The sequence below is a fragment of the Methylophaga sp. UBA4204 genome, assembly GCF_002379485.1.
Taxonomy (GTDB): Bacteria; Pseudomonadota; Gammaproteobacteria; order Nitrosococcales; family Methylophagaceae; genus Methylophaga.
Map to the genome: position 1 here is coordinate 22,029 of NZ_DFTU01000030.1, position 23,028 is coordinate 45,056.

Consider the following 23,028-nt stretch of genomic DNA (forward strand, 5'->3'; position numbering starts at 1 on the left):
ACCGTTTCAGAGTAGGTTTGGAATAGTTTTTCCAATTTATCCAGACAGTTTGCTTCTGGCCCGAAGTGGGTTAGCGAACGGCCTTCTGCTTCAGCATTGATGACTTCAGCACGCATTTCTTCACGGGTGTATCTGTGAAAGCTATCGCCCTCAATAACAACGGGTTTGATATTAGCCCGGCGAAAAATATCTTCAAAAGCATGTTTTACGGTTGAGGTACCGGCTCCTGAAGAACCAGTAACGGCAATAATCGGATGGGAAACAGACATTTAAACCTTCTCCTTGGTGGTGGTCGTTGGGAGGCGGATTTGACTTCTTACGAGTACAATTTCCGGGCTGGGTAGCCGGTCCACGAGAAGGCATCGACCAGGATGTCATTGGTAATGATATAGGGCTGATGTTGAGGTTTACTCTTTACATTGGTTGAGTTCGAGGCGTCCAACATGCCAGTAATGACGCCTCGACCAACCGTAAAAGAAATGTGTTTACATGCTGTTGCCAGATCTAGTAATGCCAAAATATTCATCCTTTCGATTTGCAATTCCATAGGCGGAAAAGCGTGTCACTGATGACCAGTCATTTCTGGTTTTTTTAATCTAGACCAGGGAGGCAATAAATAAAAGGCATAAATATTTATGTTCGGTATAAATAAAATTTATGACTTAAGTCTTAACGACCATTTCATGACAGCACAGGATGGAGTGGTCAGCTAGGTAGCCAGTTTGTGTTGGATGGCTTTTTTATTAGATTAGCCAAAGTGAGATTTAATAATATTCGGTGAGATGGAGCTGAGGAAAAAAAGCGATATCTCTATCGGTTTTTTGGAGTACAGATTTCGTTTTATTCTGTTTTTGGCGTTAATGATAATCCTCATAATAGAATTTATCAGGGAGCTAAAATGTGTTCCTCGTGACTTGATTCAAGCCCTAATACTCCCAGCTACGATAAAGCTCGTTCTTTTCCTTTATATCTTCGTAAAGCCAGACCATTCGGTCCAAGTACCAGCTCTTGCCAAGATAAGCCAATGCAACACCTAGCACAGCGCCCCATACCAAGAAATACACAGTCGCCCAGATCGATAACAACACACCTACAAACGATATTCCATTAAGAATCGCGTGTAGCGGAGTGTTATGGTTACCCGGTATCGGAACAATATCCCGGTTTAAAAAAACACGCTCTCCCAGAACAGCCTTTGATGCCCAGTTTTTGGTAGATTTCGGTTTTTTGAAAAGAATTGGATTGAAAAATAACCACAGAAGCGATGCCAGTCCTGGCACCAAACACCACCAGCCAATCCACTCTCTACTCCAGAACGCGAGAACGATAACAGGAAGCACAGAATATCGGGTCCAGACACTGATTGGATTCGCGTGCCTCATCCAGTTGTCATCATCAAGCTTAAAAAGCCCTGCAATCTTGCGTTCTAATGTCATTTCACATTACCGATAGGTTAATCACCCGGTTCGAGTAAAATAGCCAGCATTTGAAGCCTCTTGATCTCAAAGTCTCTTTTCTAAACCTAACAACCCCGAAACAGCCATGCATGAATGAGCTTGGTATAGCGCGGCATCACCACATAGACCATCAGCAAAACCGCAATACCGGTGATGATCAAGGTATCCAGATAATGATTATCAGGCAGTCCCAGCTTGTGAAGTGGTGGCAGCAAAAACGGCAATAGCAACACCAGCGGATAGATAGCTGACTAGGTGACCAAAGCCTGTTTCCAACGAACCGGCGTTTTAGTATTTGCTTGCTCCGGAGTAAACCAGAAATCCAGCCCGCTATTAATATAAAAATCGTCGCCTTTCACCAACAATGGCGACACCTTGGCGATCAACTCATTGCGTTTGGCGGACTCCATCCAGCCACGTAAATGTGACTGTGTATCAAAGCGAATAATAATCGTATATGTTTCAGTCAAACCGGCAATGGGCCGGATGACATTCAAATCCAGATGCCCCGGCGAGCTTTTACAATGTGGGGAAATTTCATTTAACCATTCTTCATATTCGGCATGTTTATCCTTATCCACCTGATGGGTGATAACTGCCGTCGCGCCTTCGGTTATAGGGTCCAGACGATTTTGTTGCATTGTTCACTTCCTAAACATCTAGTACATCAAGGGAAAGCTACCCTCCCCTTTGATTTCATTAGTCTTACTTATTGCGTACATTCCGCACTAAAAAAGAATTACCGGTGCCACGTTTTAATTCAAATAAATCAATGGCTTTAAACAGGCTACTGAGATTCTTAAAGCCATAATTCCGGGTATCAAACGAGGTCTTGTTAGAAATATTTGATCCAACAGGGCCAAGCGCCGCCCAGCCATCTTCATCTTCGGTTGCCTCAATGGCCTGCCGCAGCAAATGAATCAGTTTGGTATCGGATTTAATGTTCTTGGGTTTAACCGCTGTTTTGGTGACTTCTTTTTCCTGATCCAGAAACAGAAATTTGGAGCACGCATTCACAAATGCCGACGGTGTTTTCCGTTCACCAAACCCCAACACAACCTTCCCTTCCGCTAATGCTCTGGTCACCATCGGCGTAAAATCACAATCCGATGACACAAAACACATCACATCAATCTGCTTGGTATACATCACATCCATCGCATCAATAACCAATGCGATATCTGACGCATTTTTCCCCTTGGTTAAATCATATTGCTGGATGGGTTGAATGGCATATTCATGCAACAGATCTTCCCATGCCTTTAGCGTAGGCGACTTCCAATTGCCATATGCTTTACGGATAGTGACCACACCATAGTTTGCGACCTCGCTCAGCACATCTTCAAACTTACTCGCGGGCGCATTATCAGCATCAATAAATAATGCGATTTTCTGTTTTAGTTCATCCATGGTTGCACCTCATGCGAATATAGATTTGTAGATGGTTAGCTATCTATTGATACTAAATTTTTATGACGACCTTATCACTGATGGCTGGATGGACTTCAATTGACTCTGACCCTTTCGATCTTATTAATTTTTACAGAACACATATCTAATTCCGACAAAGAATCACCACCCTATTCCTCAACGAAAATGACCACGATTTAACCGGCCATCCGATTAGCAACCGCAGCAATTTCTTCTTCTGTGAGACGATCAAGTATCCAGCCTTTTGCAAACTTTGCTGTTTCTGATTTGGGCAGTTGACTCTCATCAAGGTCTCTAATTCGGACACGCGCGGGCATTGCAGCACCCTCACCTACAAATATCGCTTCTTGCTGAGCAAGATTAGGCAAAGCCTTCGTCATTCCCGAGAGACCATCTGGAAGGAAACGAGAAACATGTTGTTGGTCTGCAGCATTCGTAAGTCTCAGCACAAGCCATGTACCACACTGAGAAATCACAGTACTTTCAACGTCTGCAGGCCTCTGGCTAACGAGCATTAGCCCGATCCCATACTTTCGTCCTTCGCGAGCGATTCGGCGGATAGCAGTTTGAGCCGCTACATACTCAGCCTCTCCCCTATCGGGAACATATCTGTGAGCTTCTTCGCAAACTAGTACCACTGGATCTCGCTTTCTTTCTTCAGTTGTTTGGTAAACTTTGTACTGAAACAAAAGACGAGCAAGCATTGCTGCAAGCGGTCCTGCCACTTCATTTGGAAGACCAGAAATGTCCAAAATACGAATGTCCTTATCGACAGCCCCTTCACCTTGGATCTGACCAACCAATTGGGCAATGATACGCTCAAGTTTTGGGCTCTCATTATTCCACTCCCGCATCATAAAACGAATTCTTGGGTAACGCCTCAATACTGAGAGCTTATCCAAAATAGATTTAAACCTCGTGGCGAAATCTGAGGCTGTAACGCTTTGAAGTTCCGAGCCCTGCACGCGCGCTGCTTGCAAGTAGAAAATGTGGTTGTAGAACTCTTGAAGGCTAAAGGGCCTTGGCTTATCGTGGTCAAACTCAACCAACTTTTCGAATGTAACTCCTTCCTTTGGTCTTGGCGCGTCGTGGTCCAAGCCATCGGTCGGGGCTACGCCACCATGGGCAGTTGGGGAAGGGTCAACTAGGTCGGCAGCAACCATGCGTGCGTAGGTAATGGCTTTGTAGACAATGTTGTTCTGAGAAGTTGCTTCTTGTTCAGTTTTCCCAATTACTAAAGTTCTGAATTAATCCGCAGACATCAGCCAATAGGGCAGGCTTATCGGAGAGCCAACTGTCTCTTCGTTTCCAAGTGGATCGTATGCCCGATACACGATCGCTCGTTCTTTGAATGCGTGTCCATATTCTCCATGGGGATCAATAACAATGATCCTCGGATGACATATTGCGTTTGGCTCTGGGGTGTGCTCCAGCATGCTATGAAGTAAAGCGGCTACCGCACCAGACTTTCCTGACCCAGTAGAGCCGAGTACGGCGCAATGCATTCCAAGCATTTTATCCACATTTGCTCTACAGACGGCATTATCTGCTCCAACATAGTGAGCAAATGGAACAAGTGGGCTATAGGCACCGTCATTTTGTTGCCCTTCCGCAGCCGAATAAATCTGACCAGTCTCCTCGCGAGTAAGCAAATGCACACTCTGCCGGGGTAACGGGTAAGTAGTTACACCCCGGATGAACCGCAATTTCTGTTCCGTCGCGTTCCAGACCCCCTCAGCAAAAAGTTCGACCTCCATTAGTCTTTGGTCCGCATCAGGAGGTATAGGCTTAGTGATTTCCAGTAATTCTTCAGAGCGCATGCGCAATAGTGTTACAAATCCGAACACAAGACGTCTTCCGAAATGGACTTTAACGATGCTGCCGATTTGTCCAATCGGATACACTCGACCTTCGAAAGTTCTAGTGAGCTCAGTGACATCCCCTGATAACTCAACCCGAATCGAAGTTCCAGAGACTTCGACGATATGCCCAACCTTCAAATCTGGAATTAGATCAAATGTATTCATACCGTGAATGCCTCTGCTCCACTATTGAGTATTTTAGTGACTCCAGAAAACGTCCACCAATCTAGCTTCGCTGGGTCAATCTGGGGTACATGTGGACCACCTGGCCCAACATATAATCCATCTTCGGTAATCACATAAACTCGCTTGCCCCATGAACTCGCTCTCCACTTTTCAAGAATAGGATTAAGTTTTGAAGCAAAGGCAAGTAGAGTTGTTTTATTCTCTGGGCGCTGAAGCGCTAGCTCTATCTCTTGGTTAATATGTTCATCCCCGAAACTGTAACCGCAGGTTGCAAGTACGTTCTCCTCTGGAGCACAAAGAGTGCGACGTAGAAGCTCAAACTGAGCAGCGAAGGGGTCGCGCTGAGTTGCTAGATATTTTGTCGATTGCGGGTAAATGAGAACTCGAGAAATTTTCTTCGGATATAGATCACCATCACGGACTCGCCATACACGATCATCTTCTCCCAAGTGCCAATCAATAGATCCATGAAGCTTAATTACATGTGCACGGTCTCTTAAATTCGGTTCCTCATCACCATACCTATGGCTTCGATACGCGACAGCTCCGCCAGAAAAACCGTCCCAGTAAGAAAAACCACAAAGGGCTAGTGAATCTTCTAGGAGAGTGTCATAGTTGGTAGTGAATAGCCGGACTGCTCTTCGGCGCTCCGCGATTCCCGCTTGGCTTCGATTAAATAGAGCTGAAACGAACGCAGCATGCTGGTCAATAACGACAATCCGTTTCTCATGTGTTCCGATTATCTCCGACGTACCATCTGGTTTGGCTGGTGTATATCCCCATCGAATTGTTTCAGCAATCCACGTCAGAATTCTTTGATGAAGCTTATCTAAATCTTCTACCGAGAGCTTGATGGAACCAAAAGTAACGTTTTTGTCCTTGGATCGGTCAGCAATCGCACGGTGATCACCCAGTTGACTCAAAATGTGTTCTATATGAGAGTTATCAGAAAGCTGATTCTTAATGAGCTCCAGAATAGAGAAGTCGTTTGGCTCCCCTTCGGTTTTTGCCTTCGCGAAAACTCGCTCAGTTAATGGCCACATCAGTGGAATGCCTGCATCAAGACTGATTCCCGCACCAAACAACCATGACTGATTGCTTGCTGCCAAAAGATTATCAAGCTGATCTAAAAGGTCTTTTGTATTCGTGTCCATTAAACAGAAATTCCTCTTAGTGATGTAAACGAACAATGCATCAATAAGGATTTATGCATTGTAATAATTATTAATACTATCAAGGGGTCAGCCAACTTGATTTTGATTTTCTGCTGTTTGGGAAGGTGTGTTTTCCATAACATTTCCATTTCTCAAATCCATTGCGGATGTAGTGGGTTGAATATTTCACAGATTTCAATTACTTGCAAACTCAGTAACTTATTGGGAGCTGATTAATCAGATTTAGCTGGTTATCAAGATGCTTAACTATCAGACAAATTGGGCTCAGGTTTCAAAAACGGTGCTGGATCAACCGGACCGCCTGAGTAAATGCCAAAGTGAAGATGTGGTGGCGTGGTGATAGCATTGCCGGTGTTACCGACATAGCCGAGTATGTCGCCTTTTTTAACCTTTTCGCCGGATTCAACGGCGAATGAGTCCAGATGGGCATAATAATAACGAGCACTGCCGAACCCAATCATGCTGCCCGATAGCCAGACATGTTCACCACCTCTAGCGCCTGTTCCGGTTCGGACATAACCATCAATAACCGCTGTAACTGGTGTTCCCCTTTCTGCAAAGATATCCACGCCGTGATGCTTCCGGACACCGCCATCACGATCAACACCGAAAGTACTACCAATATCCCGTTGGCCTGCTCCCTCTACAGGGAATGGTAATGAACCGCCATTGGCCATTGCCAGTGAATATTCTGCATTGGCAAATAACTCTGGTTGCAGAACGATGCGGTAGGCACCCGCTTTGGAGACAACCTCACTATTGGTTGTGTCATCTGCGTTAAGTTCTGTGATGGTTGACCATTCTTGATCGTTTTTTTCACGCCGCTCAAGGCTGGCGTAAAGCCTACTTTCAGCAGTATCCAAACGAGAAAATTGCCATATCAGCTTTTCGCCTCGTTCAAGTGACACCTGATAAACATGAGCCTCAACTTCATCGCTCGCAAAGGATTCGGTTGTGCGGTATTGACCGGCTGCTTGCACTGGCTGCTCACCCGCCAGATCTACAGCCTCTATCCAACGCTGCCCCATTGGGCTATCCAATAATCCCGCCATTCGTAAACGCCAGATAAACAGATCTCTTGGAGACCAGCCCAATACATCAAAGGCAATGTAATGGAGTGCATTTTCGCTGCTTTCTACTGCGTTTTGTCTTAAGTCATCACGCGCAATCAGAACAACAACTAATAAAGCTAACAGACCAAAAAATAACCACGATCGTATGATTCGTTTCTTTGGATTTATTGGCGACTGATCAACAGTGTCATGCCCTGTCTGAACATTGTCAGGCTCAGACACTTGATCGCTATCAGTTGCTTTGGTCGGGTCACTCATACCAACGTTCATCTCTTCTTAGATTATTGATGCGACAACTTCCAGGGTCTGTTTATCTCTCCCCTTTTTACTTTTTTAAACCATTAGCTCAATGTTTAGTTGCCAGTATTTTGTGATAACCAGAATGAGATCTTACTTCGCATTTGCAAATGTTAATTATTATCAATATCATTTGCGTCCTTTTTTTAATAAAATTAGGACACACATGGTGAACACAAAAAAACGACTCATTTCTACTTTAGTGACATGCTGTTCAATTTATTCGCTTCCCTTACTAGCAGATGACACTACCAGCTCAGCAAAGACTATGAATCCTTTAGTAGTAACTGGTCAGGCATACAAAGGCTATGCACAGTTTTCACCAACATCAGGAAGTAAGACAGATGCGGAATGGCTTGATGTTCCCCAGTCTGTTTCTGTAGTAACGGATACTGAAATTACGGATCGTGGGGCGGTTCGTTTAGTTGACGCCTTAAATGGTGTGGCCGGTGTCAACAATACGCTTGGAGAAGGCAGCCGCGATCAATTTGTTATTCGCGGATTTGATGCCTTGAATGATGTCTATCGTGACGGCATGCGTGATGATACTGGCTTGCAGTCTTATCGTAGCTTAGCGAATATTGAGCAAATCGAAGTAGTTAAAGGCCCCGCGGGTGCTTTGTATGGACGTGGTTCGACAGGCGGGCTGATTAACCTGATTACTAAACGTGCTAATGGTGATGATTTCACACGTTTGAATGCAAGTATTGGTAGTCATGGAAAAATGGTAGGCCGTGTAGATAGCTCGACATCATTCTCAAATACTGTCAATGGCCGTATCAATGTAGAGGTCCGCAAAGCAGATTCATTTGTCGATCATGTCGATTCAAAAGATTATTTCATTGCGCCAACACTGCGGTTTACCCCGAGTGATAATCACACTTTAGATGTGGATTTGGAAATATCAAAGCAAGACCTGGTGCCTTATCGTGGTGTGCCTTCAGTAGATGGTAAACCAGTGAATGTTTCACGTAGTACCTACTTTGGTAGCAGCAATGATTACCAAGAATCAAAAAGTGTACGTTTCTCTCTGAACGATGAATTCAAATTCACCCCGAATTTAATCTGGAATAACCGTGTGGTGATTAGCCGTGTTGAATTGGAACAGCAAGGCACGAGACAAGGCAATGTGACTGGCGACACGGTCACACAAACAGTCAGTAATTTTGGTTATGACCCTCGTCGTTTTAATGCACTGCAATCAGAATTAAAATGGTCTGTCGGCGCACATGAATTATTGTTCGGTGGTGAATATACACAAACCAAGATTGATTTAGATTTTGGTCGAGTAACGAAAGCAAACCAATCGATCTATGATCCGGTCACTGAACATGTGGTTAATGGTGGTTTCGAGCCATTTAGAAAAAATGACACCAAAACCTATGGCTTGTATTTGCAGGATATGTACACCATCGGTGATCTGACACTGACTGGTAATGTTCGTCACGACAAAATGGAGCTGGAACAACAGCGTGTGGGTAACCCGAAAGAAAATCTGGATGACGACAAATGGAGTTATCGTGTTGGCGCCAGTTATCGTCTGACTGAGGATTTATCGACCTATGCGACGTTTTCACGCTCATGGCAACTGCCTAATGCCGGCATTTTTGTTAGCAATGGTGCGGCTGAGTTTTACTCGGCTGATCTAAAAGAAATTGGCTTTAAAGCTTATACATTAGATGATGCGTTGATGTTTAATGCTGCCATATTTCAAATTGAACAAGAGCGCCCTGTAACGGATACAATAACGGGCGATGTTACAGATCGAGATACCTCACGTCATAACGGCTTTGAATTAGAGCTACGCGGGCAGTTAACAGAACAGTGGAGTGCTACAGCCAGCTATACTTATTTAGATGCTGAAGATAAAGATACAGGTAAAAAACCAAATGATGTATCTGATCAATTATTCTCATTAGGTTCCACATATCAAATCGATAGTCACTGGCGAGTGGGTGGCAACATCAAATATGTGGGTGAACGATATGCTGGAAATAACGAAGCGGTTAAGTTAGATAGTTATACTTTAGTGGATTTAATGGCCGCTTATCGGGTGGGAAAGCATAGCGTTCAGTTCAATGCCTACAATATCTTTGATGAAGAGTACTTCCTCGGGGCAACAGGTGGAGCGTCAGGACGTAACCAAATCGGTTATGGAGCACCAGCTGAATACATGGTGAGCTATGGCTATGAATTTTAAGCTGGAATAAGTCAGCACGCTATATTTCGACGGGCTATAAAGCCATGCGAAATTAGGCAAAAGCCGAGAGCTTTTTAATGGCAACCAAAAAAGTGGACAGTTTTTATATTAAAAAATAAATCTGTCCCCTTTTTTTCCGAAGTACTCCATGAATCTCATACTCAGGTTTATAGTGTCTTATCTCCAGAATTTTGGCACTGTAAAAACTTTTGGCTTATCCTGCGTCTAACCATACATAATCTATTGGTAATTAATTAATGGCTAAACCACAGTCTCTTTTTCATTATTTGCTTATCGGCTTCTTTATGCTGTCGATGCTTATGCCTGCTGCGCATGCAGAAAGTAATGATATGGCTGTGCACCATGAAATGAGTCAACAACAGCATGATTGTGATTCCGATGCTGAACCTCAAGCAAAACACGATGCCAATTCGCATTGCGCCAGTGATCATTGTCATTGTGCAGCAGCCAATTGTCATGCATCCGGTGTTTTAGGTTTTCAATCTGTTTTTACTGCTTCACTCTATTCACAAAGTCGCTTGGCCATTGCTGCTGAGCAGCTTGTTCGTCAATCTCCTACCAAACTAGAACGCCCTCCCCGCAGCTAATCCTCCCGTTGTAGCGGGTATCGTCCGATACCCAATCGAAACACGTTGAGGATAGATCTCATGAAACAATTTACACGCTGGCTGATCGCTATTTCAGCCGTATTATTACCCTTCTCCGCCATAGCGGATGTGACCGAATATACCTTGGTCATTGATCGTGAACCGATCAATATTACGGGCAAAACCGTAGAACGCATCACTATTAACGGTGGTATTCCCGGCCCGATACTGGAATTCACCGAAGGTGATGAAGCGGTTATCCATGTCATCAATAAACTGGATGAGCCGACCTCTGTGCATTGGCATGGCTTATTGCTCCCCCCCGAAATGGATGGTGTACCGGGCCTGGGTGGTTATGAAGCCATCAAAGCCGGTGAAACGTTTACCTATCGTTTTACCCTGCGTCAAAACGGCACTTACTGGTATCACGCTCATAGCGGTACGCAGGAACAGGATGGGCATTACGGGGCGTTGGTGATTTACCCCAAAGATGAACCGGTGGTTCAAGCTGATCGAGATTATGTGGTGCTATTGTCGGATTTCAGCAATGAAATCGGTCAGCAGATTTTCAACAACCTGAAAAAAAGCCCGCACTACTACAATTATTCACAACGTACTGTCGGCGACTTTTTCAGTGAAGTTCGCAAGCAGGGTTTAGCTTCCGCCTGGCAGGATGTTCGCCCTTGGGGAGAGATGCGGATGTCACCCACCGATCTGGCCGATGTGCGTTACGATGCGTTTCTGGTCAATGGTCAAACCAACGAACAAAACTGGACGGGACTTTTCAAACCCGGTGAACGTGTGCGATTGCGCTTTATCAATGCTTCGGCCATGTCGATGTATGACGTAAGGATTCCGGGTTTGCAAATGACCGTGATTCAAGCTGATGGACAGTACATCGAGCCGGTCACCGTAGATGAATTCCGTTTTGCCGTGGCCGAAACCTATGATGTGATTGTGACGCCGGAGGCGGATCAGGCTTACACCATTGCAGCGGAATCTATAGACCGTACCGGATTTGCTTTAGGTACGCTCGCCCCACGAGCAGGCATGAATGGAATGGTGCCAGCACACCGACCCCGTTCATTATTAACCATGGCTGATATGGGCCACGATATGGATCACGGCGATCATCAGATGAGCCAGACTGATTCGATGGATCATAGTGGACACGATATGCATGGCGATGATCATCAGGCGATGCAGGAAGATGAACCCGCTGAAATGCAAAGTGGCTGGGCCGATGCCAGTACACCAGAAGGTCACAAAGCGTTGCAATAAAGTGATTTAAGAGCACTGGGCACTCAAGATGATCTGCGTCCTGCCGAAAGGGAAATTGTGGTCAAATTAGGCGGCACCATGGAACGCTTTATCTGGACGTTAAATGGCCATAAATATGGCGATCCGGGCTTTGAACCGATCAAACTTAGCTATGGTGAACGGGTCAGGCTGATTTTTAAAAACGAAACCATGATGGCGCATCCAATGCATTTACATGGCATGTTTGTGCAGCTGGAAAACGGTCAACCCGGTGAAAAACTACCCAACAAACACACGGTAAATGTCGCACCTGGCACAGAGTATTCGGTATTACTGACAGCGGATGAACCCGGTGAATGGGCATTTCACTGTCACCTGCTCTATCACATGTCTGCTGGCATGATGTCTTCCGTAGTGGCTGCTGAGTATGACGAAGATGATTTACCAGCTGCTCCACCAGCACAACAAGAGATGGGAGGTCATCATGAGCATCACTAAATCCAATCTATTTTTGACCATCGTGTTGAGTCTGTTTATCTCCAGCAGCCATGCCGATGAAAATTATGATGGGCATGGACACGAGCATGAATCGCAAATCTTTCATGCCTTATGGTTTGAAGCCCAACATGGCGGTGGCAGTGAAGGTGATAAATCGCATATTGAATGGGATGGCTGGATCGGCGGGGACTATCACAAGCTCTGGCTCAAAGGTGAACTGGAAGGCCACAAAGGCAAGCTGGAACAAAGCGAAGTCTGGGCGTTGTACAGCCGAAATGTGCACGACTTCTGGGATGCCCAACTGGGTCTGCGTGTGGATACCCAACCAGAATCGACCCGCTATCTAACGTTGGGCTTTAATGGTCTGGCACCCTATCTGTTTGAAACTCAGGCGCATCTGTTCATCAGTGATTATGGTGATGTCAGTGCCCGGCTGAAACAGAAAAACCATCTGCTGTTCACCCAGCGGTTTGGCTTCGAACCCTACTATCAACTGGACTTTACTGCCCAGAATGTTGAACGTCAGGAATTAGGCCGGGGCTTAAGCGAGGGTGAAATCGGCTTCAAACTGTTTTATGAAATCACCCGTAAAGTCGTGCCTTATCTGGATCTGAAATACGAACGCAAATTTGGCCGAACGGCGTCTATCGCCAGAAATGCCGATGAGAGCGAAGAAGACTGGATTGCTTCCATAGGTATCAAACTGCTTTTTTAATTTGGGTATTAAGTCAGAAAACTGGTTCCCACGCGCTGCGTGGGAACTCCATTACTCAGCACACCATTACTCACTGATTGACCTAAATTGAAGCCTGATTAATAAATTTGCTCTAAATTTGGGCAAAATTATCGAATTCTCTCAATACCGTTTTAATGACAAAAATTCTCGTTTTCCTCTTAAAGCTATTGGTTTTGCTTGGTTAAGTTTTTCAGACAACTTGTAAAGCCACTCTCAAACTAACACGGTGCATTTTTTGCTTATACATCAGATTATTAGGCTTAACAGGTGTCAGCATTATGTTCAGTCAATCTGCCGTATTTGATGATGTGAATCAACATGCCCATTCTTTGCAGAACTGGCCGCAGGAATATGCTCAACTAAGCTCGGGCAAATTTGAAGGTTTCCTTGAAGATATCCAGCTGGATTCCGTGCGGGTTTTTCGTGAACGAATGAAACAAAGCGTAGTGCAGAACACCCATACACCCACTGGCAAAATCAGTTTAATGATTCCTCATCATATGGATGCCAGTGATACTTCTGACCAGGCCCGGCAGATCATGGCCGATGGGGTGACTCTGCTCCCTTACGAAAGTGATTTCGCGTTTGTAGGTCCCGCAGAATTGGATTACAGCGTCATAGCCGTTGATCAGCAACGCCTAAGTCAATTGCTCAGTCCTGAAACCTATTCACGTCTTATCGGGTTTAACAAAAGTCATGGTGTGAAAACGGACTCTGCCACGTTAACCCGGCTTCGTCATCATCTTGCCGCAATGCTGCAGCAGTTAACGTCTATTCCCGAAGACCCGGCATTATCAGAGAGCCAAATCCAGCAACAGCTAAAAGCCATTGAAGACCAGATTATATTAATGGTGTTGGTCATATATGACGCTAAGGAAACCGGCATCAGTCATCCAAAAAGATTGGGCAATCAACATAATTCTATTGTGCAACGCTGCCATGATTATGTGACGTCAAGCGAAGGCAGCTGTGCCAGTGTGGTGGATATTTGTGAGTCATTACATATCCCGCATCGCACATTGAATTACAGTTTTCATAAAGCCACCGGCACCTCGCCGATGCAATATTTGCGGGCTGTTAAACTGAATGCCGCACGGCGTGAGTTATTGCAGACTGCTTTTTCGATAACGGATATCGCCGCCAATTACGGCTTCTTTCATATGGGGTATTTTTCGCAGGAATATCGCCGTTTATTTGGCGAAACGCCGAGCATGACGCGTAAGCTTTATGCCTGATGTTCCGGTTTGCCAATAGGCTAATCCAGCTATTATAAATATCAGCCCACCCAAATATTGATCAGCGACCGAAGAAAGCTGCAGCCAGTCCGGTAAGTTTTTCATCATCATATGGTGATGGTGAGGTTCTGAATGAGTATCGCTGTACATATTTGGGAACACCAGCATCAACATTCCCCACATGACCAACGGCATGATCACCGTTATCAGGGTTAGATTCTGCCAATAACTTGTCTGCTGATGTTTTTGTATCATCATCAAACACAAGACTATTCCGCTTAAGGCCATCAGCCATTTCATCACGCTGTATAACAGTGCACTTTGCATAAATAACGGATGCAATTCCGGTAACATCCACACCCAGGTTAATACGGCAAAGCCACTCATTAATAATGTAAACGGCCAATGTGATTCAACAACACTATTCGCTATCGGACGAGTTGAATGATGCTGCAACGCACTGATCCATAATAACGGTGCAAGATGATGCACCATCACACTCTGAGCGCTGTGCAACCAGATTGAATAGCGCGCCAAGGCATCAAACCACGGTAGCATACCGGTCAAAAACACCACATTCCCGATAATAAATAACAATGGTCGGTTGATTAGTTGATTGGCAACAGTCCATTGATGCAGCGTGATCACAAAGATCACACTGCATAACAGATCCACCGTGGTGAGCAGCATCGTATTGACTTATTTGGAGCAGCAACTGCCAGAAGCAGATGCGGTATCAACACTATAGCCATCCACCTCTTTCGGCAGATCCATTGCCGGATTGCCGTCAAAGAAGTTATTGGGTTTTAACGAAAAGCCAACGTACTCCACCGGCATAATTGGAAAATCTTCCGGTTTGCAGACATGCGTATGACCATAGGTATGCCAGACCACAATATCGGTGTTTTCAATCGGTCGATTTTTCTCCACATAGTATTGCAGACCATCACCCTTATTCTGATTGGGATACATGCCTGAGCAATACATTTCATTGGGATCATACGGCGTCACCCATAAATACTTGCTGGCAAAACCGGCGCGTTTTCCAATGTAACTATTGGGGCCCGCCAGCATCAGCGGATTATGCTCTGCCACCAATTTATAACTTGGTGGATTACCGACCGAATTTTTCAGATTAGGATTAATGATCTTCCAGAAACGTCCTGTCGCGCCATTGGCTTCACGGGTGGCTTCGAGTTCGGTTTTGAATAAGGTGGTTTCGGTTTTGAATACATTGCCCCACGGGTTGGTTTCCGCATTCTGATCGGCCGGTGAAAAGTTGGTTTCCACTACGGAGTTATTTTCGCCATCCAACATCATATGCAGCCTGGCATTAAAGAAATGCTGGTGTGTAGGGCCGTAAATTTCCGGCGTGACAATGCCTCCGAATTTAGGTTTATCGCCTGGCACCATACCGCTGGTCTGGATAATGCCGGTCAGTTTGGTTTCCTGCTGGATGGTACCGTCCTGATACAGATACCAGTAAAAACCATAATCATAGTTACCGACGGTGCAGAAAAAGCTGATGACCAGGCGACGTGAACGACGCATTTCATAGGTTTCACTACGAAACTCGTAATGCTTCCATAAGGTGCCGTAGTCTTCTTCATGCATACACACGGCATTTTTCATCAGAAACGGCAGCCCCTGATCATCGACGGCAGGTATATCAAAATAACGAATAGAACCCAGACAATCACAACCGAGTTCCAGTTGATTGGCCATACGACCCAGCCCGTATTCTCCACCGTCAAAAGCACATTTCCAGTAATGATTGAGCGCGGTATCAGAATACGGCACCGCCATATCATTGATACTCGCCCGATAGATGATAGGACGAACCCGCTCGCCATCTTTATAGCTGATTTGATTCAGCACCAGTCCCTCACGTGGGGTATAGCCCACTCGGAATGACCAGTTCTGCCAATCCACCCTCCAGCCATCCACAGTAAAGCTGACTCCTTCCGGTTGCACGATATGTAACGGTTTCAGGCCTTCACAGGGTTTGCCTAATGACGGTGTATCGTAATTGCGTTTGGTTTTGGGGACCGGTGTATTCATACCGTCATCAATGATCTCAATAACCTTCTCTTCATTGAGATCAATAATCGCCATCAGGCCTTCAATCGGACGGGCATAGCCGTTATCGACGATCTCATCCCGTACAAACGCAACCCCACGCATCAAACGGCGACCACGATATTTTTCATCATCACCGTAATAACCAAATGACCAGGGATCGATTTGAATATTTTCAATGTCTTTGTCGGTTAAACCACGACGCTTCACCGCAGCCCTGAAGCCTTCATCGGCTTGCACAATATCCACACAGCTGAAGAACTCTTCAATCATTATCGGCGGCTGACCGCTGACTTCCGGGTCCAGTTGTTTCCACTCGATAATCTGCTCAGCAATCAGATCGATTTTGGCTTCGTGAATCAATCCCGTCGATTTATCCAGCACCACCGCAAAGGCTTTACGAGAAATGGGGTTACCCGCCTCAAAGGCCAGTACTTCATCTTTGGCAGGTTCATCCAGTTGCAAATAGGGAAAACGGCATGAGGGACTGAGCTGTTTCTCTTTTCTGAGCAGCAAAGTGGCTTCGGCCAATTCTTCAAGGGTCAATGGATCTAACGGATGGGTAGGTTTAATGCCGGGTGTGGTTTCTGGTTTGTAAGCAGTGTGGATTGGCGTATTCATGGTGACCTCGATGGAATAACATTTCTCACTCCATACTAGTCACTTCAACAATGCGCAATATCACAAACTGGCAAAAGTCGATTGTGTTAATTATGAAAAAACTAACACGCATTATTTAATGACTTTTCCCATGCACTGAGGGAACTCAACTCTGGTCACAACTTTTTGAAGCAGATCGACCCGTTTATAAAACAGCCATTATCAGGCTAGCACGCGGTTGCGGCCTTCCTTTTTGGCTCGATATAGATTGTCATCACTACGTTTCATCCAATCCCGCCAATCTTCTTTTGGCTGCAATGTGGCGATACCAACACTGGTTGTTACGCTTCGATCCGGTAATAAACGCATGGATTCAATCTTCTTGCGCAACTCCTCAGCAACCAGCAAACCCTGTGCTGAATCAGTCTCATAAAGCAAGATCAGAAACTCCTCCCCGCCCAGACGAAATACTTTGTCAGAGCGCCGAATACGCTTTTGCAGTAGTTTGCCAATACCACGCAGAACGTCATCACCGGCATCATGCCCCAAGGTGTCATTAATCTTCTTGAAATTATCCAGATCCAATGAAATCAGCGTCATTGGCACCGCATGACGCTCAAACATTTGCACAGCTTGTTCCAGCGAGTCGTGTAACTGCACGCGGTTTGACAGCCCCGTTAACGAGTCAGTCATGGCCAGCTCGTGTAATTCATGTTGCTGAATACTGATCACCCGAACAAAAATCACGGCAAATGCACTGACACACAGCAAGGTGGCGGTAGCCCTTGATGCCAGTTCGGCATCTAAAAACAGCCATGACATTGGCAATGACATCGCCAGTAAAACAATATTTGCTCCCCAGGCGTAGCGTTCCGGCAGCATGAAATAAAAGGAAATCACTGCCGGGTAACACCATAACAAACCAATCAGGCCCTGCTGATAAATAGTGAAGCCTAGGAAAATAACAACTATTGGTGTCAAGCCAACCAATATCAAAAAAGGATAATAGCGTCCATGCCAACAGTTCCAGGCATTAAGCGCCATGATCGAAACTACGGATAACGAGCCCACGCCCAGAACATAGCGTTCCATGAAAAAGTTATAGAGTGAAAAAGGCATGAGAACTACAAAGACCACAAATGCAACCCCAACAATGGTCTTCACCCGAACCGGTGATTCCTGTATCAAGGTCTTTGAATATGCTGTCACTTAACGTAACTCGGCATATTTAGAATGCCTTGCTACCAACAAAATATTTGTTGTCCACATTACGTTTACTCCGCATCATGTCGTTTCTAATTCTACTGATAAACGTGTTGGAATGCCCTGTTCTGTTACAAACTGAAACATTCGAAGTAAAAAAAAGTAATGAATCGAGTAATTGTTACAGAATATGCCATATTCTGTGACCAACATGTCGCCTTGCCAAAACAACCGTGCAGGCACATATCGCATTTGATTGAGGTAATAGCCAAGTCACCGTTAAAGCGGCCATAACCTCAATAGAATTTTGAGCTCGATCCCATGCTCCGCGTGGTGAACGTGTGATTGCCACTCCTAAATATTTTATATCTCTGTAAGAATGAGCTTAGTTGCCAGAAATCGCTAACGTATGGGTTGTTGACGATAAAACTGGCACAACAAACCATAAACCTTGGGCATTTTTTCCTTCATGGTTTCCGGTGACTCAAAAAAAGCCTCACTGCAGACAGCAAAGAATTCTGCCGGGCTGTTTAACGCATACTCATCAAGTGGCAATGAGCGATGGTGTTGCCTGTCATTTTCCAAGCGATCCCATGCAGCAGTAAAAATATCGTGCCACTCACCAGGTCGCATATCAGGATGCATCGGAGGTGCCCCATTGGCGCCATCACGGAGCATATCGATCTTATGTGCCAATTCGTGAATGACCACATTACTGGCCTTGCCGTGACGAGTAGTGCCGCCGCTTTCAGTAATCGCCTGCCAGGATAAAATCACCGGTCCACGCGCCCAGGCTTCACCACTCAGGCCCGGACTTCTCGGGTGAACTACACCATCATCCGTGCGATAAGGCCGGTTGGGCAGAAAATCTCCCTCATAGAGAATGATGGTCTTCCAATGGTCATACCAATGTAGGCCAAGATGCAGAATAGGCACACAAGCCATAGTGGCGAGTTTCAGGCACATCGCATCTGTGAATTGAAACTCCGCTCCAGAAAGCACGTTTTTCCGAGCCAGCAAACGAAAGGTCATCTCGCGTAGGTCGTCACGCTCAGTTCCTTGATAACGCTCCATGACCGGCCAATCGGCAATCGCCGACTCCCATTGGTCGGCGGTAAACCCCATTTTTTTAATCCGACGACCTTCGAGCCAGTCATGCAATCGCTTAAACATGTTTCAGGTACCCCTTAACTACTGCAAAATCTTCGAACGGATCAGAGCTCAATCACCTGATATCCAGAGAGTCAGGGGAAACATTCAAACATAAAAAGCGGTTTACTTAATTAAAAATGGCAGTGAAACCATTTTGCGCCATTGCCAGGCAATCCAAACTGAAAACAGCATGATGGCCAAGGCAACCATCATCATGCCCCATTCTGCATGTAAAACGTGTGTCACCACAGGCCCAATCATAAATAAACCCAAACCCGCTGCTGCTAGGGCTCGCACCTGTTTGAACAGCAATGCCACTGCACCTGACACTTCAATAAAACCGACCAGATACATAAACCAAAGTGGATATCCCCAACGTTCAAAAGCCTGAATCTCAAACTCCAGGCCAGCGAGCTTTGCTAGTCCCGTGAGGAGAAAAATCGCGGCCAGAAGCAAACTGGCATGTTTTGAAAAAGCATTCATGATCAACATCCCTCAGACTGTTTATAGCTCAAAGACAAATGAAATCAAAGACTGTTACAAAACATGGCTTAAATCCCTCGGAAGGTGATTAAAACGGCCTATCAAAGGATGGCAACACCAGCCGTATGAGCGCGCCAGAAAATGTTGCAAAATGCGGTTTGAATCGAATTAAAGGCTTAGGATCTCTTTGAACTTTAAAAACCCGTGATAAAACGTCATGGCAATCACAAAAAGGGCGGCTATTACCATGATATAAACGTATATCCGTTGCAATTTGTCTTTCAGCTTTTTTTCCATAACTTCTTTATTCTAGAGATATATCAATGGCTATATGGCCTGACCATGGTCTGTTTCTGAACCCCGTCAGTTAGTTATTTAACAGGATTTTTTTGGTATTGGCGAGATGCTGATCCAGAGAATAAAGTAATCTTTTGAACTCCGTCGATTGCTCACCTAATGCCGTCTTACTAATAAGCTCTACCAGCGCCTCATCTTTTTTGAGACATTTATCCAAAATAGCATTTGTTGAATCAGCAGAAAGCAACTGGGTCATTTTGCCACCAAGCTGCTCGACCAATTCTTTATCGGAATCAGGTGTCGACGGAAGTTCGTGCAGCGCTTTAACGACCTCTCGAAACGGCTCTATATAACTTTCCCTTTCGCTGGCAATCTCAAACAGCTGATGATCAACATTATCCTCGGTTAATAACTCACCCATTGCCCGGTAAAAGTCGGCTGTTTCTATGATTAATTTTAAAATTTCCAGAGCATCTGCCTGGTCATCGGTGCGTAGTATCGACATATCAAACGTTTCCTGTGGTTGATGTTGGAATATCACCAACAATGGCTTCGATTGCTTTAGGGATGACTTCAAATTCTACAGGCGTTGTCGTTTTAAATTCACCATCGGCTTCCAATTCTTTTGGTTTAGAAGTCTGGATGCTGAATTTTTCAGCTGCTTTACGGACGATGCGGTCTGTCGTATCCAAAGCGCCTTGTCGTAAACTCGGCCCGAGCAACAACAGTTGCCACCATCGTTGCGGCTTGATAAAAAACAAATTCAGCTGTCCATCCAGCAACGTTGATCGTTGATCAACGATATTGCCTCCCCCATAAAACCGACCATTACCTACCGCCAGATGAATCACCCGGGTGGAGATGTGCCAGTCATCAGTTTTAATGTGTACTTTAAAGCTTTTATTTCGCTTTATCGCTTTTAAAAAAGCGCCCAGATAGGCAAAAATACCAAAGAACTTTTTGCTATCTGAAGTGAGTTCACGTGTCACATCAACACCTAACCCCATGTGAGCCACATTGATAAAAAAATGCTCATTATTGACCTTAGCTAAACTGATCTTTTCGCGTCTTCCATCCACGATGACCTGTGCAGCGTCTAATAAATTCTCTGGAACACCAAGCGATCGTGCAAGATCATTGGCCGTTCCCATCGGGAAAATAGCCAAAGTTCGTTTACAGCTATGTAAGGGCTGCAAAGCTGAACTAATGGTTCCGTCGCCACCACCTATAATGACGATTCCGTCTTCATGTTCATAATCTTTAATAAGCGACACCAAATGGGACTCACTCTCAGACTCACAAACGGATACCTCGATACCTGAAGCTTCAAGCAATCGCACGGCTCCCTCCAAGGCTTCGTTTTGCCCATTTCGGCTATGCGGATTAATAATTAACAACGCGTGCTGCAAGTGTTTATTACCTTGTTAAAATAGTTTTCGTCAGGAAAATGAAAAACGCTACAAGAAGACTATAAGTACTTAATACGATCGGGGCGTTAACCCTAATCAAGATACCCGATGCACCAAACGTCGTCGCAAAATATAGCTGCCGCCTCATGATTGTAGGGTGTGTTTATTTATTTCCGCCTCTGTCATGACTTGATAAAGCGTCAATCAAGGCACGAGGAGCGCTTTTTGTAAGATAAGGCAGCGCTCCCCTACTCCAGACCCGCCCTGAATCGCTGGTCACCAATAATTACATCATTCCAGCGTGATGGCGCCACCTTAATTTCACCCGCTAATAACGCCTGATAAAACTGGTCAATATCATTGTTCTCTTTTCGAAAGCTTCCAAGATAAGACGATTTCCATTGCTTATCCTGCTGGAAAAATAATTTTATTACGGTTTGTTCAGGTTTTTTTTCAATCCAAAGATATTCTTGGTCTCCATCCTTATCCAGATCCAGTGCCTGTAAAAAATATTGCTGTGTCTGCCGCAGGTTCCAGTGATTTTTTGTCTCCTGTTTATAAATAGCCGTCAGTAACGTCTCAGGTGGATTATCGGATAACAGGGTGATGGCAGCGATAAATTCGTCTCGGGTAGAGCTGGGACGCTCATTGTTACCGTTGGCATACAGAGCGTTGATTCTGACCAACAGACCTGGATGTGCTTCGCCGTATTGTGCTTTGAGGGTTTGTAATCCCTCATAGCCTGGCCGTGCCAAGTGGTTACGAAAATAGCTGAGGTCGAAGTCTTCAACAGTGACTTTGTTGTCAGCCAGCCGTTGCAATTGATCAGCCACGACCATTTTTCTGAAATCCAGCAGTGGAGAGTTAACCGATAGCATCGCCACCAATACGACCAGACCAATGGCAACATTCGTCCGGCTGAGCTGATGTGTCCATCTATCCCGGTATTTGGCAATACCCCATAGGTAGCCGATAGCGAACAATGCCAGTAAAAACCAGATCAGGTAAGCCCAAAAACGACTGAGACTCCAACCGTACTGATCAATACGCAGGCTCAAACCATAGAAGCTGATCACACTGTAAACAGGCAGTATCGCGATACAGATATAAATAAAGCGGTGCAGCCAAACCGAGTAAGGCCAGTTGTCCGGCTCATCCTGATACACGGCATTGACGAAAAACAAAATCAGGGCCTGCATCCATAGAATAAGGCTGCTCCCCCCACTCTCCCACAATGGTTCGAGACCGGTAAAGGGTAAAGCGCCAAGAAATAGCAGTGAGACCAACGACAGCAGCACAAGCAGAAATTTAATCAACGCCTGCTGAAGACGGGTAATGGTATCGATAATATGAGTGAGTTTGCGAAAAATGATAATGGCGAAGCCATTGGCAAGCGCAATAGCAGGGTAATAAAACCAGCGTTGCTCAAACAGGTCACTGAAGAAATCAATATTGATAGCTTTAAATAGCGCGGCCCACAACATCAGCAACAGCCAGAAGCTGCCAGCAAAAAGCATTGCCAAAGACAAAGTCAGGAAATTACGCCATGACCAGAGAAACAACGCGCTATAAGTAACACGTTCCCCTCTGGCCCATTGCTGGCTGTACATTAACGCTTTAAAAGTTGCGATGACCATCGTCAGCACAAAGCTGAACAACAGTACATTAAAACGAATATGTTCGATGGGCGTGACCTGATGGCCGACGTAATATCCCAGCAGACCGCTGACCAGCGCGAATGGCAAGGTAACTTTGACCATTGCCCGTCCATTGTTCTGATCCAGCCC

At 45.3% G+C, this 23,028-nt stretch carries 22 protein-coding genes and 1 pseudogene; 6 read left to right on the forward strand and 17 right to left on the reverse strand.

The features are described from left to right. The 9 genes and pseudogenes from B3182_RS03710 to B3182_RS03750 form a co-directional block, all read right to left on the reverse strand. Nucleotides 1–269: pseudogene (locus B3182_RS03710) on the reverse strand (phosphoribulokinase); the annotation flags it as partial. Nucleotides 270–926: 657 nt separating this feature from the next. Next, nucleotides 927–1,436 carry a DUF6653 family protein gene (locus B3182_RS03715; RefSeq protein ID WP_292353923.1) on the reverse strand — a complete coding sequence of 170 codons (510 nt, stop codon included), beginning with the start codon at nt 1,434–1,436 and terminating at the stop codon, nt 927–929. Nucleotides 1,437–1,522: 86 nt separating this feature from the next. Continuing rightward, nucleotides 1,523–1,681 (reverse strand): hypothetical protein, encoded by a 159-nt coding sequence (locus tag B3182_RS03720; protein ID WP_292411243.1) that lies wholly within the window; start codon nt 1,679–1,681, stop codon nt 1,523–1,525. A gap of 27 nt (nt 1,682–1,708) precedes the next feature. Next, nucleotides 1,709–2,098 carry an antibiotic biosynthesis monooxygenase gene (locus tag B3182_RS03725; RefSeq protein ID WP_292353919.1) on the reverse strand — a complete coding sequence of 130 codons (390 nt, stop codon included), beginning with the start codon at nt 2,096–2,098 and terminating at the stop codon, nt 1,709–1,711. Nucleotides 2,099–2,162: 64 nt separating this feature from the next. Then, complete coding sequence (locus B3182_RS03730) at nt 2,163–2,867, reverse strand: NYN domain-containing protein (RefSeq protein WP_292353917.1); 705 nt, start codon at nt 2,865–2,867, stop codon at nt 2,163–2,165. Between the two features lie 197 nt (nt 2,868–3,064). Beyond that, the gene (locus tag B3182_RS03735) at nt 3,065–3,937 is read right to left on the reverse strand and encodes an ATP-binding protein (RefSeq protein WP_292751607.1); all 873 of its coding nucleotides are present in this window, start codon (nt 3,935–3,937) and stop codon (nt 3,065–3,067) included. Between the two features lie 198 nt (nt 3,938–4,135). Next, entirely contained in the window at nt 4,136–4,915 is a 780-nt protein-coding gene (locus B3182_RS03740) for a helicase HerA domain-containing protein (protein WP_292353913.1), read from the reverse strand. After that, a complete protein-coding gene (locus B3182_RS03745; protein WP_292353911.1) occupies nt 4,912–6,090 on the reverse strand; it encodes an SIR2 family protein in 1,179 nt (392 codons plus the stop codon). Before B3182_RS03745 ends, B3182_RS03740 begins: the two co-directional genes overlap by 4 nt. A gap of 263 nt (nt 6,091–6,353) precedes the next feature. After that, a complete protein-coding gene (locus B3182_RS03750; RefSeq protein ID WP_292411241.1) occupies nt 6,354–7,442 on the reverse strand; it encodes a peptidoglycan DD-metalloendopeptidase family protein in 1,089 nt (362 codons plus the stop codon). A 307-nt stretch (nt 7,443–7,749) separates the two neighbouring features. Between B3182_RS03750 and B3182_RS03755 the strand changes: the two genes are divergently transcribed. From B3182_RS03755 to B3182_RS03780, 6 genes are all read left to right on the forward strand, one after another. Continuing rightward, nucleotides 7,750–9,681, forward strand: coding sequence for a TonB-dependent receptor (locus B3182_RS03755; protein ID WP_292353907.1), 1,932 nt, complete (start codon nt 7,750–7,752; stop codon nt 9,679–9,681). A gap of 257 nt (nt 9,682–9,938) precedes the next feature. Beyond that, complete coding sequence (locus B3182_RS03760; RefSeq protein WP_292353905.1) at nt 9,939–10,289, forward strand: hypothetical protein; 351 nt, start codon at nt 9,939–9,941, stop codon at nt 10,287–10,289. Between the two features lie 60 nt (nt 10,290–10,349). Beyond that, nucleotides 10,350–11,570 (forward strand): copper resistance system multicopper oxidase, encoded by a 1,221-nt coding sequence (locus B3182_RS03765; RefSeq protein WP_292353903.1) that lies wholly within the window; start codon nt 10,350–10,352, stop codon nt 11,568–11,570. Between the two features lie 57 nt (nt 11,571–11,627). Then, nucleotides 11,628–12,047, forward strand: coding sequence for a multicopper oxidase domain-containing protein (locus B3182_RS03770; protein WP_292353901.1), 420 nt, complete (start codon nt 11,628–11,630; stop codon nt 12,045–12,047). After that, entirely contained in the window at nt 12,034–12,762 is a 729-nt protein-coding gene (locus B3182_RS03775) for a copper resistance protein B (RefSeq protein ID WP_292353899.1), read from the forward strand. Before B3182_RS03770 ends, B3182_RS03775 begins: the two co-directional genes overlap by 14 nt. A gap of 299 nt (nt 12,763–13,061) precedes the next feature. Further along, nucleotides 13,062–14,018: a helix-turn-helix domain-containing protein gene (locus B3182_RS03780; protein ID WP_292353898.1), complete on the forward strand. Its 957-nt coding sequence runs from the start codon at nt 13,062–13,064 to the stop codon at nt 14,016–14,018. Here the strand turns inward: B3182_RS03780 and B3182_RS03785 are convergent. The 8 genes from B3182_RS03785 to B3182_RS03820 all read right to left on the reverse strand — a co-directional run. Then, the gene (locus B3182_RS03785; RefSeq protein WP_292353896.1) at nt 13,974–14,708 is read right to left on the reverse strand and encodes a cytochrome c oxidase assembly protein; all 735 of its coding nucleotides are present in this window, start codon (nt 14,706–14,708) and stop codon (nt 13,974–13,976) included. The genes B3182_RS03780 and B3182_RS03785 overlap by 45 nt on opposite strands. A gap of 9 nt (nt 14,709–14,717) precedes the next feature. Then, nucleotides 14,718–16,718 (reverse strand): primary-amine oxidase, encoded by a 2,001-nt coding sequence (locus B3182_RS03790; RefSeq protein WP_292751610.1) that lies wholly within the window; start codon nt 16,716–16,718, stop codon nt 14,718–14,720. A gap of 201 nt (nt 16,719–16,919) precedes the next feature. Next, nucleotides 16,920–17,861 (reverse strand): GGDEF domain-containing protein, encoded by a 942-nt coding sequence (locus B3182_RS03795; RefSeq protein ID WP_292741931.1) that lies wholly within the window; start codon nt 17,859–17,861, stop codon nt 16,920–16,922. A 441-nt stretch (nt 17,862–18,302) separates the two neighbouring features. Then, nucleotides 18,303–19,073: a zinc-dependent peptidase gene (locus B3182_RS03800; protein ID WP_292353890.1), complete on the reverse strand. Its 771-nt coding sequence runs from the start codon at nt 19,071–19,073 to the stop codon at nt 18,303–18,305. Nucleotides 19,074–19,175: 102 nt separating this feature from the next. After that, the gene (locus B3182_RS03805; protein WP_292353888.1) at nt 19,176–19,535 is read right to left on the reverse strand and encodes a DoxX family protein; all 360 of its coding nucleotides are present in this window, start codon (nt 19,533–19,535) and stop codon (nt 19,176–19,178) included. A gap of 367 nt (nt 19,536–19,902) precedes the next feature. After that, nucleotides 19,903–20,337 carry a hypothetical protein gene (locus B3182_RS03810; RefSeq protein WP_292353886.1) on the reverse strand — a complete coding sequence of 145 codons (435 nt, stop codon included), beginning with the start codon at nt 20,335–20,337 and terminating at the stop codon, nt 19,903–19,905. 1 nt (nt 20,338) lies between these two features. After that, nucleotides 20,339–21,241 carry a lipid kinase gene (locus B3182_RS03815; RefSeq protein ID WP_292353885.1) on the reverse strand — a complete coding sequence of 301 codons (903 nt, stop codon included), beginning with the start codon at nt 21,239–21,241 and terminating at the stop codon, nt 20,339–20,341. Between the two features lie 248 nt (nt 21,242–21,489). Then, nucleotides 21,490–23,028: DUF4153 domain-containing protein (locus B3182_RS03820; protein ID WP_292751613.1), on the reverse strand; the 1,539-nt coding region annotated here is incomplete at its 5' end.

What these genes read in the sequence shown, in the direction of transcription:
- B3182_RS03715 (WP_292353923.1), bottom strand. Translation starts at nt 1,436, where the DNA reads ATGACATTAGAACGCAAGATTGCAGGGCTTTTTAAGCTTGATGATGAC.
- B3182_RS03725 (WP_292353919.1), bottom strand. Translation starts at nt 2,098, where the DNA reads ATGCAACAAAATCGTCTGGACCCTATAACCGAAGGCGCGACGGCAGTT.
- B3182_RS03730 (WP_292353917.1), bottom strand. Translation starts at nt 2,867, where the DNA reads ATGGATGAACTAAAACAGAAAATCGCATTATTTATTGATGCTGATAAT.
- B3182_RS03740 (WP_292353913.1), bottom strand. Translation starts at nt 4,915, where the DNA reads ATGAATACATTTGATCTAATTCCAGATTTGAAGGTTGGGCATATCGTC.
- B3182_RS03745 (WP_292353911.1), bottom strand. Translation starts at nt 6,090, where the DNA reads ATGGACACGAATACAAAAGACCTTTTAGATCAGCTTGATAATCTTTTG.
- B3182_RS03750 (WP_292411241.1), bottom strand. Translation starts at nt 7,442, where the DNA reads ATGAGTGACCCGACCAAAGCAACTGATAGCGATCAAGTGTCTGAGCCT.
- B3182_RS03755 (WP_292353907.1), top strand. Translation starts at nt 7,750, where the DNA reads ATGAATCCTTTAGTAGTAACTGGTCAGGCATACAAAGGCTATGCACAG.
- B3182_RS03760 (WP_292353905.1), top strand. Translation starts at nt 9,939, where the DNA reads ATGGCTAAACCACAGTCTCTTTTTCATTATTTGCTTATCGGCTTCTTT.
- B3182_RS03765 (WP_292353903.1), top strand. Translation starts at nt 10,350, where the DNA reads ATGAAACAATTTACACGCTGGCTGATCGCTATTTCAGCCGTATTATTA.
- B3182_RS03775 (WP_292353899.1), top strand. Translation starts at nt 12,034, where the DNA reads ATGAGCATCACTAAATCCAATCTATTTTTGACCATCGTGTTGAGTCTG.
- B3182_RS03780 (WP_292353898.1), top strand. Translation starts at nt 13,062, where the DNA reads ATGTTCAGTCAATCTGCCGTATTTGATGATGTGAATCAACATGCCCAT.
- B3182_RS03785 (WP_292353896.1), bottom strand. Translation starts at nt 14,708, where the DNA reads ATGCTGCTCACCACGGTGGATCTGTTATGCAGTGTGATCTTTGTGATC.
- B3182_RS03790 (WP_292751610.1), bottom strand. Translation starts at nt 16,718, where the DNA reads ATGAATACGCCAATCCACACTGCTTACAAACCAGAAACCACACCCGGC.
- B3182_RS03800 (WP_292353890.1), bottom strand. Translation starts at nt 19,073, where the DNA reads ATGTTTAAGCGATTGCATGACTGGCTCGAAGGTCGTCGGATTAAAAAA.
- B3182_RS03805 (WP_292353888.1), bottom strand. Translation starts at nt 19,535, where the DNA reads ATGAATGCTTTTTCAAAACATGCCAGTTTGCTTCTGGCCGCGATTTTT.
- B3182_RS03810 (WP_292353886.1), bottom strand. Translation starts at nt 20,337, where the DNA reads ATGTCGATACTACGCACCGATGACCAGGCAGATGCTCTGGAAATTTTA.